At 63.3% G+C, this 12,839-nt stretch carries 12 protein-coding genes; 11 read left to right on the top strand and 1 reads right to left on the bottom strand.

The window, feature by feature from the left end:
• On the bottom strand, positions 1–705 hold the full coding sequence (locus OOT33_RS07620) for an ATP-binding cassette domain-containing protein (RefSeq protein WP_307749415.1): 705 nt from the start codon (positions 703–705) through the stop codon (positions 1–3).
• A 6-nt stretch (positions 706–711) separates the two neighbouring features.
• Between OOT33_RS07620 and OOT33_RS07615 the strand changes: the two genes are divergently transcribed.
• The 11 genes from OOT33_RS07615 to pnp all read left to right on the top strand — a co-directional run bounded on the left by OOT33_RS07615 (position 712) and on the right by pnp (position 12,620).
• A complete protein-coding gene (locus OOT33_RS07615; RefSeq protein ID WP_307750332.1) occupies positions 712–1,458 on the top strand; it encodes a GDSL-type esterase/lipase family protein in 747 nt (248 codons plus the stop codon).
• Positions 1,459–1,616: 158 nt separating this feature from the next.
• Positions 1,617–2,390: an NUDIX domain-containing protein gene (locus OOT33_RS07610; protein ID WP_307749414.1), complete on the top strand. Its 774-nt coding sequence runs from the start codon at positions 1,617–1,619 to the stop codon at positions 2,388–2,390.
• 140 nt (positions 2,391–2,530) lie between these two features.
• A complete protein-coding gene (gene rimP, locus OOT33_RS07605; RefSeq protein ID WP_307749413.1) occupies positions 2,531–3,067 on the top strand; it encodes a ribosome maturation protein RimP in 537 nt (178 codons plus the stop codon).
• A 6-nt stretch (positions 3,068–3,073) separates the two neighbouring features.
• A complete protein-coding gene (nusA, locus tag OOT33_RS07600) occupies positions 3,074–4,687 on the top strand; it encodes a transcription termination factor NusA (protein ID WP_307749412.1) in 1,614 nt (537 codons plus the stop codon).
• A 45-nt stretch (positions 4,688–4,732) separates the two neighbouring features.
• Positions 4,733–5,416 carry a DUF448 domain-containing protein gene (locus tag OOT33_RS07595; RefSeq protein WP_307749411.1) on the top strand — a complete coding sequence of 228 codons (684 nt, stop codon included), beginning with the start codon at positions 4,733–4,735 and terminating at the stop codon, positions 5,414–5,416.
• Between the two features lie 67 nt (positions 5,417–5,483).
• Positions 5,484–8,024 (top strand): translation initiation factor IF-2, encoded by a 2,541-nt coding sequence (infB, locus tag OOT33_RS07590; protein ID WP_307749410.1) that lies wholly within the window; start codon positions 5,484–5,486, stop codon positions 8,022–8,024.
• Between the two features lie 22 nt (positions 8,025–8,046).
• Entirely contained in the window at positions 8,047–8,430 is a 384-nt protein-coding gene (gene rbfA / locus OOT33_RS07585) for a 30S ribosome-binding factor RbfA (RefSeq protein ID WP_307749409.1), read from the top strand.
• Positions 8,427–8,981, top strand: coding sequence for a GNAT family N-acetyltransferase (locus OOT33_RS07580; RefSeq protein ID WP_307749408.1), 555 nt, complete (start codon positions 8,427–8,429; stop codon positions 8,979–8,981). The genes rbfA and OOT33_RS07580 overlap by 4 nt, the downstream gene beginning before the upstream one ends.
• The gene (truB, locus tag OOT33_RS07575) at positions 8,978–9,868 is read left to right on the top strand and encodes a tRNA pseudouridine(55) synthase TruB (protein ID WP_307749407.1); all 891 of its coding nucleotides are present in this window, start codon (positions 8,978–8,980) and stop codon (positions 9,866–9,868) included. The genes OOT33_RS07580 and truB overlap by 4 nt, the downstream gene beginning before the upstream one ends.
• 17 nt (positions 9,869–9,885) lie before the next feature.
• Entirely contained in the window at positions 9,886–10,155 is a 270-nt protein-coding gene (rpsO, locus tag OOT33_RS07570; RefSeq protein ID WP_307749406.1) for a 30S ribosomal protein S15, read from the top strand.
• Positions 10,156–10,331: 176 nt separating this feature from the next.
• Positions 10,332–12,620 carry a polyribonucleotide nucleotidyltransferase gene (gene pnp, locus OOT33_RS07565; RefSeq protein ID WP_307749405.1) on the top strand — a complete coding sequence of 763 codons (2,289 nt, stop codon included), beginning with the start codon at positions 10,332–10,334 and terminating at the stop codon, positions 12,618–12,620.
• Positions 12,621–12,839: the final 219 nt, after the last annotated feature.

Genomic DNA, 12,839 nt, shown 5'->3' with positions numbered 1-12,839 from the left:
TCAGCCGCGCCGTTCGTTTGCGATGCGGCCGTCGCTGATCTCGACAATCCGGTCGCACCGTTCGGCCAGCGTCGGGTCATGGGTTATGAGCATCAGGGTTGCCTGCGCTTCGCGGTGACGATCGAACAGCAGGTCCGTGATCGCCTGCGATGTCTTGCCATCGAGGTTGCCGGTTGGCTCGTCGGCAAAGAGGATCTTCGGCTCGGGCGCCATGGCGCGGGCGATGGCGACACGCTGTTGCTCGCCGCCGGAAAGCTGGGCGGGATAATGATCCATCCGGTGGCCAAGGCCGACGGCGGTCAACTCCCGCGCCGCCCGGGCAAAGGCATCGGTGCTGCCTGCAAGTTCCAGCGGCACGGCGACATTCTCCAGCGCGGTCATGGTAGGCAGCAGGTGGAATGCCTGCAGGATGATGCCGACATGGCCACGCCGGGCGCGCGCGAGTTCGTCCTCATCGAGCGCGCTGAAATCCGCGCCGCCGATCATCACTTCGCCAGCGCTCGCCCGCTCCAGCCCTGCGAGCACTGCCATCAGTGAGGATTTGCCAGACCCTGACGCGCCCAGCACCGCCACGCTTTCCCCCCGGCGGATATCAAGGTCTATCCCCCGTAAAATCTCGACGGGATTCTCCGCTGGGCCAAGCGTCAGCGTGACATTTCTCGCATGAACCACGATAGGGGAAAGATCGTTCATTTGCATGTGCATGAAGGGATGTGCCTACCGGTGTGGAACAACGCGAAGAAGAGCTGGGTGTCATATGGGGTGCTGTTGGCGCTTGTCCAGCTTGTCACGGCCTGCGGCGCGGCAGACGAGCAGGGCGATGGCCCCTCACAAAAAGTTGGTAACGGGCAAGCGACGACCAACAGGGCGGCGGGTAATGTTAGCGCGCCGGCGGCGGGAGACGCGCTGGTCGTGGTGTTCGGCGACAGCCTGTTTGCGGGATATCAGCTCGGCCGGGATGAGGGCTTGGCCCCTGCGCTGGAACGCAATTTGAGGGCGTTGGGCACGCCCGCGCATGTGTTCAATGCCGGAGTCTCGGGCGATACCAGTGCGGCAGGGTTGATGCGCCTGGGGTTTGTGCTCGATGGGCTGCCCAAGAAGCCCGATCTCGTCATCATCGGCTTTGGCGGCAACGATATGCTGCGCGGTCTCAGCCCGCAGGCCACGCGGGACAATCTTACCGCGATGCTGGAAGAGCTGAAGCGGCGGGGCATCGCGGCCATGCTGGCGGGCATGATCGCCGCGCCCAATATGGGCGATGATTATGCCAAGGCGTTCAACCCGATCTATGCCGATCTGTCCCGCCGTTATGGCGCCCCGCTCTATCCCTTCATTCTCGATGGCGTGATCGGCGACCCGAAGCTGCTCTTGGCCGATGGCATCCATCCCAATCCGCAGGGTGTGGACAAAATGGCAAACGGCCTTGCGCCGCTCGCTGCGCGGGCGCTGAAGGAATGACATTTCATTGAGTGCTGTCTCTACTCTCAACTGGTTGCAACTGTAGGGGTTGTCCAGAGTTGGTGCTCGTCGACGCCCGCCAAGATTGGCCTGCCCTTACAGGACGGCGCGGCGTAACCGCCTTGACGCGCCGGACCATCGAAGTGCAGAGATCAACGATGACCAGCCAGCCTCAATCGGCGCGCCCGGCCGCGACAGCCGTTGTCGCGCGGCATAACCCGTCGGGTGCTCCGCATTTTCTGATGCAGGAACGTGCCGAGTCGATGACCTTCGCGGGCGGGGCGATGGTTTTTCCCGGCGGCGCGGTGGATAAGGCCGACCAAGATCACGCTGTGCGGATCGCGCCGCAGGGCGATATCGAAGATCTCGCAGCGCGTATTGCGGTGGTCCGCGAGACCATCGAGGAATGCGGCCTAGTGCTGGGGCTGGTGGATGAGGCGAGGGCGGCCGAAGCGGCGCCTGCGTTGCGGCGCGCGTTGAAGAATGGCGCATCGCTGGCCAGCGTGGCTAACTCTATGGGGTTGGCCTTCGACTTTGATCGCCTGATCCCGTTCGCGCGCTGGTGCCCGCCCTCGACAACGCCGCACCGTCGCTATGACACCCGATTTTATATCGCCATTGCCGGTCATGTGCCGGGAGAGCTGACGCCGGACGGAGGCGAGACGACGCGGCTGGTCTGGCATACTGCGCAAGAGGTGCTGGACGAGGCGGACGCCCGGCGAGTGAAGATCATCTTCCCCACCCGCCGTAACCTTGAGCGACTGGCCCAGTGCGAGAGCATCGCGGCGCTGGTGGCGCATGCGCAAGCGCACCAGGTCAGGCTGATTGAGCCAAGGGTGGAGACGCGCGCCGATGGCGACTATCTGTGTATCCCTGAAGGGCTGGGATACCCGGTCACGTCAGAGCCGTTCAGCACAGCGAGCAGAGCATAACAGCAGGGCATAACAAACGTGTTGTAACACGCGGCGTCTTGGGTTAGAGGCGCACCATTCTTCCTGACATTGCCACCATGTTAGGGTCGGAACCGCGAGGCTCCGGCGCTAGAAGGTCATGTCTTTCGAAAGGGTTGTTTGTGGTCGATCTGGCCGCACTGACACAGTTGATCGAGCCTGAGGCGCGTGCCCTCGGGTTTGACCTCGTGCGTGTCAAGATGTTCGGCGGAGACGACCCCACACTCCAGATCATGGCGGAGCGGCCGGATACGCGTCAGCTGAATATCGACGATTGCGCCGCACTTTCGCGCCGCCTGTCCGATATGCTCGATGATCTGGAAGCCAAGGGCCGTGACCCGATCGAAAGCGCCTACAGGCTTGAGGTGTCTTCGCCCGGTATCGACCGGCCCTTGACCCGGCTCAAGGACTTTGCCGACTGGGCGGGGCATGAGGTGCGGATCACGGTGGTCGAATCGGTCGAGGCACGCAAGCAATTCAAGTCCATCCTTGCCGGGGTGGAGGGGGAGACGATCCTGCTCGACGACCCCAAGCTGGGCCGCGTGAGCATCGGCTTTGACAATATCCAGAGCGCCAAGCTGGTGCTGACGGATGCACTAATTTCTGCTACCATGCCGCTCTCCTCGGAAGGGGCGGACGAGATTGAAACGGAAGGATAAGGTACGATGGCCACTGCCATTTCCGCCAACAAGGCCGAGCTGATCGCCATTGCCAACAGCGTGGCTTCGGAAAAGATGATCGACAAGGCCATCGTCATCGAGGCGATGGAGGACGCGATCCAGCGCGCGGCTCGCGCCCGCTATGGCGCTGAGAACGACATTCGCGCCAAGCTCGATCCGGACACCGGCGATCTGCGGCTGTGGCGCGTGGTCGAGGTGGTCGAGACTGTCGAGGATTATTTCAAGCAGGTTGACCTCAAGCAGGGTCAAAAGCTCCAGCCCGGAGCCGCGCTGGGTGACTTCATCGTCGATCCGCTGCCGCCCATTGATCTGGGCCGTATCGACGCTCAGTCGGCCAAGCAGGTGATCTTCCAGAAGGTGCGCGATGCCGAGCGCGAGCGCCAGTATGAGGAGTTCAAGGACCGCGTGGGCGAAATCATCACCGGCGTGGTGAAGTCGGTTGAGTTCGGCCACGTCGTCGTCAACCTAGGCCGCGCCGAGGGCGTCATCCGCCGCGATCAGCAGATTCCGCGCGAGGTAGTACGCGTGGGCGACCGGGTGCGCTCGGTCGTGCTCAACGTCCGCCGCGAAAACCGCGGGCCGCAGATTTTTCTGTCCCGCGCGCATCCCGAGTTCATGAAAAAGCTGTTCGCGCAGGAAGTTCCGGAAATATACGACGGCATCATCACTATCATGGCCGCCGCACGTGATCCCGGCAGCCGTGCCAAGATCGGCGTTATCAGCCGCGATGGCAGCATCGACCCGGTCGGCGCGTGCGTTGGCATGAAGGGCAGCCGCGTGCAGGCGGTGGTGCAGGAAATGCAGGGCGAGAAGATCGACATCATCCCCTGGAGCGAGGATACCGCGACCTTCGTGGTGAATGCGCTCCAGCCCGCGACCGTCAGCCGCGTCGTCATCGATGAGGATGAGGGCCGCATCGAAGTGGTGGTGCCGGACGATCAGCTCTCGCTCGCCATCGGCCGCCGGGGCCAGAATGTCCGTCTCGCCAGCCAGCTGACCGGCAAGGCGATCGACATCATGACCGAGGCTGATGCGAGCGAAAAGCGGCAGAAGGAATTCGTCGAACGGTCCGAGATGTTCCAGAACGAGCTGGACGTCGATGAGACGCTCTCGCAGCTGCTGGTCGCCGAGGGGTTCGGCGAGCTGGAAGAGGTCGCCTATGTCGGCGTTGAGGAGCTGGCAGGCATCGAGGGCTTCGACGAGGAGCTGGCCGAGGAGCTGCAAAGCCGCGCGCTCGAGGCGCTGGAGCGGCGCGAGGCCGCCGCGCGCGAAGAGCGCCGGGCGCTGGGCGTTGAGGATGCGCTGGCCGACATGCCGCACCTCACCGAGGCAATGCTGGTGACGCTTGGCAAGGCGGGCATTAAGACGCTCGACGATCTGGCCGACCTTGCCACCGACGAATTGATTGCGAAGAAGCGTCAGTCCGACCGCCGCAAGAACAGGGAGTCGGCCGAGGACAAGGGTGGCGTGCTGGCGGAATATGGCCTGTCTGAGGAACAGGGCAACGAGATCATCATGGCCGCCCGCGCGCACTGGTTCGCGGATGAAAGTGGGCCAGAAACAGGGGAGGTCGCAGATGCTGCGGATGCTTCCCAATGATCGGCGCGTTGCTGAACTAAATACCGGCCGCAGCGAGGCGCTCTCATGACCGAGCGCCGCTGCATCCTGAGCGGAGACCGCGCCGCGCCAGAGCATCTGGTGCGCCTCGCGCTTGCGCCCGACGGCGCGGTGATGCCCGATGTGCGCGCGAAGGCGCCGGGGCGGGGCGCGTGGATCGGCGTGCCGCGCGCGGCGCTGGAAAAGGCACTGGGCAACGGCAAGCTCAAAGCCGCTTTGGCACGAGCATTCAAGACCGGGGAAATCGTGATCCCAGCAGATCTGGGCGGGCTGGTGGAAAGCGCGCTCGAACGGCAGGCGATGGAACGGCTGGGCCTTGAGGCGCGCGCGTCCAATCTCATTACCGGCTCCGAGAAGATCGATGTCGCGGCGCGGCGCGGGCAGGTGAGCATGTTGCTCCACGCCGCCGACGCCGCGCCCGATGGGCGCCGCAAGCTCGATCAGGCATGGCGGGTAGGCGAGGAGGCCGAAGGTCAGGAATTGGCGGGCATGGTCTTGCCCGTAGGCCGCGAGCCTCTATCTCAGGCTTTGGGGCGAGAGAACGTCGTCCACATCGCGGTGACGAACCCCGGCGCGGCGGAGCGGATCGGTGCGCTGTTAAGCCGCTGGCAAAGCTATGCCGGATGCGCTAACAGTGCGGCAGAAGAACGATCGCCGGAGGCGCGGGTTAGGGCCGGTACGGCGGATATGTCCATCGGGCATGATGACTGAGCGGCGGCCTTGCACATGGGCCATGCCGCATTTTGGTGTTTGAAGTTGAGAAGGTTGAACAAAGTCGATGAGTGACAGCAACGAAGACAAGCCGGTTCTGGGCCGCAAGCCGCTGGGCATCAAGCGGACGGTAGAATCGGGTCAGGTGCAGCAGAGCTTCAGCCACGGGCGGAAAAACACCGTCGTGGTCGAGGTAAAGCGCCGTCGCATCATCGGCAAGCCTGGCGAGGCTCCGATCGCCGCGCCGGAGCCTGTGGTCGCCGCGCCCGCGCCGGTTGCGCCTGCTGCCCCCGTAGCGCCGGCGCCGCGTCCCGCCGCGCCTCCGCCGCCGCGCAACGACCTGATGAGCCGTCAGGAGATGCAGGCGAAGCTGCTGCGCGAGGCCGAGGAGGCCCGCATGTCCGCGCTGGAAGATGCGCGCCGCCGTGAGGAAGCCGCACGCCTTGCCGCGAGCGAGGAAGAAAAGCGCCGGGCAGAAGAAAACCGCCGTGCTGAGCAGGAGAGCGAAGCTGCTCCAGCGCCAGAAACAGCGCCTGCGCCGGAGCCGGAGATGGCAACGGCAGAGGTTGATGCCGCACCGTCGACCGCTGGTGCAGGGGAAGAAGGGACGGACGATGCCCGCCCCGCACCACGGCGCTTCACGCCCGTCCTGCCAGTCAAGCGGCCCGAACCCGCCGCCAAGCCTGACCGCGCAAAGCGGGGCGATCATGATCGCCGCCAGTCGGGCAAGCTGACCGTCAACCGCGCGCTGTCTGACGACGATAGCGCCCGCGCCCGCAGCCTTGCCGCGCTCAAGCGCGCGCGCGAAAAGGAATATCGCCGCACACATGGTGGCAGCCAGCAGGCGCGCGAAAAGCAGGTGCGTGATGTTGTGGTGCCAGAGGGGATCACGGTGCAGGAACTTGCCAACCGCATGGCCGAAAAGGGTGCGGATCTGGTGAAGGCGCTGTTCAAGATGGGCATGCCGGTTACGGTCAACCAGACGATCGACCAGGATACGGCGGAGCTGCTGGTTGAGGAGTTCGGCCACCGCATCCAACGCGTGTCCGACGCGGATGTCGAGATCGACACCGGCGCGGATGTCGATGCGCCCGAGACGCTCAAGTCCCGTGCGCCCGTCGTCACGATCATGGGCCATGTCGACCATGGCAAGACCAGCCTTCTGGATGCGCTGCGCGGTACCGATGTAGTGGCGGGCGAAGCGGGTGGCATCACTCAGCATATCGGCGCCTATCAGATCAAGGCGAAGGGAGGCGAGGTCATCACCTTCCTCGATACGCCGGGCCACGAAGCCTTCACCGAGATGCGCGCACGCGGTGCAAACGTGACCGATATCGTCGTGCTGGTCGTCGCCGCGAATGACGGCTTGATGCCGCAGACCATCGAGGCGATCAACCACACCAAGGCGGCCGGCGTGCCGATGATCGTGGCGATCAACAAGGTCGATCTTGATACCGCCAACCCCCAGCGCGTGCGTGAGCGCCTGCTGGAGCATGAGGTGATGGTCGAGGAAATGGGCGGCGAGGTGCAGGACGTCGAAGTCTCCGCGCTCAAGAAGATCGGCCTCGACACGCTGATTGAGAAAATCCTGCTTCAGGCCGAACTGCTGGAGCTCAAGGCCAACCCCGATCGCGCGGCAGAGGGCCGGGTGATCGAGGCGCAGCTCGACAAGGGGCGCGGCGCGGTTGCCACCATTCTCGTCGGCCGCGGTACGCTCAAAGTGGGCGACATCTTCGTCGTCGGCGAGCAGAGCGGCAGGGTGCGCGCGATGGTCAACGACAAGGGCCAGAACGTCAAGGAAGCCGGGCCGTCTATGCCGGTTGAGGTGTTGGGTCTTTCCGGCGTGCCGATGGCGGGCGACCAGCTCTCGGTCGTGGAGAACGAGGCGCGCGCCCGCGAGGTCGCCGCCTATCGCGCCGAACAGGCGACGAAAAAGCGGACGACCTCTGCGCCGACCAGCTTCGAGCATATGTTCTCGGCGCTCAATACCACCCAGATCGAGTATCCTGTGGTTGTGAAGGGCGACGTGCAGGGTTCGGTCGAGGCGATTGTCACCTCGCTCAACCGTATTTCCACGGACGAGATCAAGGTGCGGGTGCTGCATTCGGGCGTCGGTGCGATCACCGAGAGTGACGTGACTCTGGCTGCCGCCAGCCGCGCGCCGCTGATAGGGTTCAACGTGCGCCCCAACGCCAAGGCACGCCAGCTTGCCGAGCGCGAGAAGATCAGCCTGCGCTATTATGACGTGATCTATGACCTGCTTGAGGAAGCCCGCAATGAGATGGCGGGCCAGCTTGCGCCGGAGCGGATCGAAACGGTCGTCGGCCGGGCGGAGATCAAGGAAGTGTTCCCCGCAGGCAAGAAGGACAAGGCCGCCGGTATGCTGGTGGTCGATGGCTTCATCCGCAAGGGTATCAACGCGCGCCTCACCCGCAACGATGTCATTGTCTCGGCGACGACCATCGCCTCGCTCCGCCGCTTCAAGGACGATGTGGCCGAGGTGCGCGCAGGTCTGGAATGCGGCGCGGTGCTGGCCGACACCAACGACATCAAGCCTGGCGACATGCTGGAGCTGTTCGAGGTAGAGGAACGCGCGCGGGTGTTGTGACCCTCGCTGAAAGGGATGGGACATGGCCGGGAATGAGGGCGCTTCCGTCCGCCTGCTGCGCGTAGGCGAGCAGGTGCGCCATGTGCTGGCGGATATCCTTCAGCGCGGCGATGTGCACGACGACATACTCGCCCGCCATATGGTGAGTGTGACCGAAGTGCGGATGACGCCTGACCTGCGCCATGCCACAGCGTTCGTGAAGCCGCTGTTGGGACGGGACGAGGAGGCGGTGCTGAAGGCGCTGCGCCAGAACACCGCCTATCTCCAGCGAGAGGTGGCCAAGCGCGTAAAGATGAAGAACGCGGCCAAGCTCAAGTTCATCATTGACGAGAGTTTCGATGAAGGCAGTCATATAGAGGCGCTGTTGCGCGACCCCAAGGTGGCGCGGGACTTAAGCGAGGAATGAGCCAGCCCGGCAATGCCCTCGAACAGGAACTCACGGACGGCAATGTGAGTTTGGTTCCGTTCAAGGCCGAGCATGCCGGGCCGCTGCTCGATGCCTGCGCGCGTGACCGTGACATATGGGAGATCTATCCCGTCAATATGCTCTGCGAGGATGCTGAAGCGATGCTCAAGCGCTTTCACGGCGAGCAGGGGTGGGTACGATTTACTGTGCTGCTGGACGGCGCGGTGATCGGCACGACCAGCTATATCACCCCCGACCCGGCAAATGGAACGGTGATGATCGGCGGCACTTATATCGAACCCGCAGCGCGGGGCACCGGGGTCAATTGCCGCATGAAGCAGCTAATGATCGACCACGCGATCGGCTGCGGCTTCTGGCGGATCGAATTCACAGTCGACACCCGCAATGCGCGCTCGATGGCGGCGATGGAAAAGCTGGGTGCCGTGCGAGAGGGGATTTTGCGCAGGAACCGGGTTACCTGGACCGGATATGTGCGCGACACCGCCCTATATGCGATCTTGGCGGATGACTGGCGGGCGGCCCACCCGTGAGCGCCCTCCACGGCTGGATCATCCTCGACAAGCCTTATGGTCTGGGCAGCACGCAGGCGGTCGCGGCGGTCAAGCGCTGTCTGCGTGAGGCGGGATACCCCAAGGTCAAGATCGGCCATGGCGGGACACTCGATCCGCTGGCTTCGGGAGTGCTCCCCATCGCTCTGGGCGAGGCAACCAAGCTCGCCGGGCGGATGCTCGATAGCGACAAGGCCTATGATTTTTGTGTGAAATTTGGGGAGAAGACCGACACGCTGGACGCGGAAGGGGTGGTGATCGCCACCAGTGATGCACGCCCGGCCCTGGCGGAAGTGGAGGCCATCCTCCCGCGCTTTACCGGCCCGATCGAACAGATGCCGCCCGCTTACTCGGCGCTGAAAGTGGATGGCCGTCGTGCTTATGATCTCGCGCGGGCAGGCGAGGAAGTGACGCTCAAAACCCGCGCCGTGACGATCCACGCGCTCGAAGTGCTCGCCTGCGATGCGGAGTGCGTGACCCTTTCCGCCACCGTATCCAAGGGCACCTATATCCGTTCCCTCGCGCGCGATATTGCCCTCGCGCTCGGCACGGTTGGCCATGTGACGATGCTCCGCCGCACCAAGGCCGGGCCATTCACCCTGAAATCCGCGATTTCGCTGGACAAAATTACGCAAGCTGCTAAGGGCCGCACCATCGTGCAGTATGTGCTGCCGTTGACGGTTGGGCTGGACGACATCCCGGCTCTGCCCGTCACTCCCGATCAGGCGCTGGCCCTCAGGCAGGGCAAAGTACTGGCGGGAGACCCCCGCAAGCAGGGTCTGATGCTGGCGACGGAGGGCCAAACGCCCATCGCGCTGGTGGAAGGTTCCGGCCTGGAAATCCGGGTCGTGCGGGGCTTCAATCTCTGATTATAGAAAGGAAGCCGATGTCGATTACAGCTGAGCGCAAGAGCGCGCTGATCAAGGAACATGCCCAGAATGAGGGCGATACGGGTTCTCCCGAGGTGCAGGTCGCGATCCTTTCGGAGCGCATTTCGAACCTCACCGAGCACTTCAAGGGCCACCATAAGGATAATCACAGCCGCCGCGGCCTGCTGATGCTGGTCAACAAGCGCCGCAGCCTGCTGGATTATTTGAAGAAGAAAGATCAGGGCCGCTACGAGGCGCTGATTGCAAAGCTGGGCCTACGGAAGTAAGGTTGAGCGCAAGGAGGCGGCCCCAAACGGGGCCGTTTCGATTCGGAGGCCATGCAATCCGGCATGGCTCTGACATGAGGAGGCGAAGAGAATGCCTCCGTACCGCTGCGGGCCGGCTTTGCCCGCACTCTGCAAGCCCCGCCGCGCAATAGGGCCGGTGGGTGGAAGGAAAACCAATGTTTGATGTAAAGACAGTCGAAATCGAGTGGGGCGGAAAGACCCTCAAGCTCGAAACGGGCCGCGTTGCCCGTCAGGCCGATGGCGCAGTGCTCGCGACCTATGGCGAAACGGTGGTGCTGTGCGCAGTCACGGCGGCCAAATCGGTGAAGGAAGGGCAGGATTTCTTCCCGCTCACCGTTCACTATCAGGAGAAATACTCCGCAGCCGGGCGCATACCCGGCGGCTTTTTCAAGCGTGAGCGCGGCGCGACCGAAAAGGAGACTTTGGTCTCCCGTCTGATCGACCGCCCGGTGCGTCCGCTGTTCCCCGAAGGTTTTTACAACGAGATCAACGTCATCGCCCAGGTCATGAGCTATGACGGCGAGACTGAGCCCGATATTCTGGCGATGGTAGCGGCCTCGGCTGCGCTCACCATTTCGGGTGTGCCGTTCATGGGGCCGATCGGCGCGGCGCGCGTCGGTTTCAAGGATGGCGAATATCAGCTGAATCCGTCGCTTACGGAAGTCGCGGAAGGTCGGCTCGACCTCGTGGTTGCGGCGACGCAAGACGCGGTGATGATGGTCGAGTCCGAGGCCCAGGAGCTGACCGAGGACGAAATGCTCGGCGCGGTGATGTTTGCTCATGCCGAGAGCCGCAAGGTGATCGACGCGATCATCAAGCTGGCCGAGAAGGCGGCGAAGGATCCGTGGGAAATCGACCTGTCCGACAACACGGTCGAGATGAAGGCGAAGCTCAAGGACCTCGTCGGCAAGGATATTGCTGCTGCCTACAAGCTCACCAACAAGTCCGAGCGGTCCAACGCGCTGAACGAAGCGCGCGCCAAGGCGAAGGCGGCGTTCGCGGAGGAAAGCCCGCAGACACAGATGGTCGCCAATAAGACGATGAAGAAGCTGGAGGCCGACATCGTTCGTGGCGCGATCCTCAAGGACGGCCAGCGTATCGACGGCCGCACCACCACGCAGATCCGCCCGATCGAGGCGATCGTTGGCTTCCTGCCGCGCACCCACGGTTCGGCGCTGTTCACTCGTGGTGAAACGCAGTCAATCTGCACCACCACACTCGGCACCAAGGACGCCGAGCAGATGATCGACGGGTTGGACGGTCTGCACTATGAGCGCTTCATGCTGCACTACAACTTCCCGCCCTATTCGGTCGGCGAAGTGGGTCGCTTCGGCGCTCCGGGTCGTCGCGAAGTTGGCCATGGCAAGCTCGCTTGGCGCGCGCTGCACCCTGTGCTGCCCACCAAGGAAGAGTTCCCCTACACTATCCGCGTTCTCTCAGACATCACCGAGTCGAACGGCTCTTCTTCGATGGCGACGGTTTGCGGTGGTTCGCTCTCGATGATGGACGCCGGCGTGCCCTTGAAGCGTCCGGTGTCAGGCATCGCAATGGGCCTCATCCTTGAGGGCAAGGAGTTCGCCATTCTCTCGGATATTCTCGGTGACGAGGATCATCTCGGCGACATGGACTTCAAGGTCGCTGGTACGTCCGAAGGCATCACCACGATGCAGATGGATATCAAGATCGCTGGTATCACCGAGGAAATCTTCAAGGCTGCACTGGCCCAGGCCAATGCAGGCCGCGCGCACATCCTTGGAGAGATGAGCAAGGCACTGGGCGAGGTCCGCTCTGAGCTGTCGGCGCACGCGCCGCGCATCGAGACGATCCAGATCGACAAGTCGAAGATCCGCGATGTCATCGGCACGGGTGGCAAGGTGATCCGCGAGATCGTCGCGGAGACCGGGGCCAAGGTCGACATCGACGACGAGGGCGTCATCAAGATCAGCTCGTCGGACATCAAGCAGATCGAGGCTGCCAAGGCCTGGATCCTCGGCATCGTCGAGGAGCCGGAGGTCGGTAAGATCTATAACGGCAAGGTCGTCAACATCGTCGATTTTGGTGCGTTCGTGAACTTCATGGGCGGCAAGGACGGTCTCGTCCACGTCTCAGAGATGCGCAATGAACGCGTCGAGAAGCCGGGAGACGTCGTTTCCGAAGGCCAGGAGGTCAAGGTCAAGGTGCTCGAGATCGACAATCGCGGCAAGGTCCGCCTGTCGATGCGCGTTGTTGATCAGGAAACCGGCGAGGAGCTGGAAGACACTCGCCCGCCGCGCGAACCGCGTGAGCGTGGAGATCGGGGCGATCGCGGCGGGCGGGATCGGGGTGACCGTCGTCGTGGCGGCGGCCGCGATCGGGACCGTGGAGAGCGCGGCCCGATGCCCGAGCGCTCCGGCGGCGAAGATGATGCGCCGGGTGGTCTGCCGGATTTTCTGACTCAGGATTGATCCTCGATTTGTAAAGCCATGAAAAGGGGCTGCGGAATATTTTCGGCAGCCCCTTTTTCTTGCGAAGATATCTCGGTTTTTGGGGAATTTTTATTGTCACGCAGCTGGACACCTTGATTTACCGGGTTCCAGGGTTGTCTTCAACGTGTGGGATGGTCAGCAGGCGGATTTACGGCCATGCGTTCATCGCGCTCCGGCCGCTGGAGGGGAGAACCACGT

This window comes from Sphingobium sp. DEHP117 (assembly GCF_030867385.1).
Taxonomy (GTDB): domain Bacteria; phylum Pseudomonadota; class Alphaproteobacteria; order Sphingomonadales; family Sphingomonadaceae; genus Sphingobium.
Note: the sequence above shows the minus strand (reverse complement) of the source record. Positions and strands in the feature narration are given on the sequence as shown.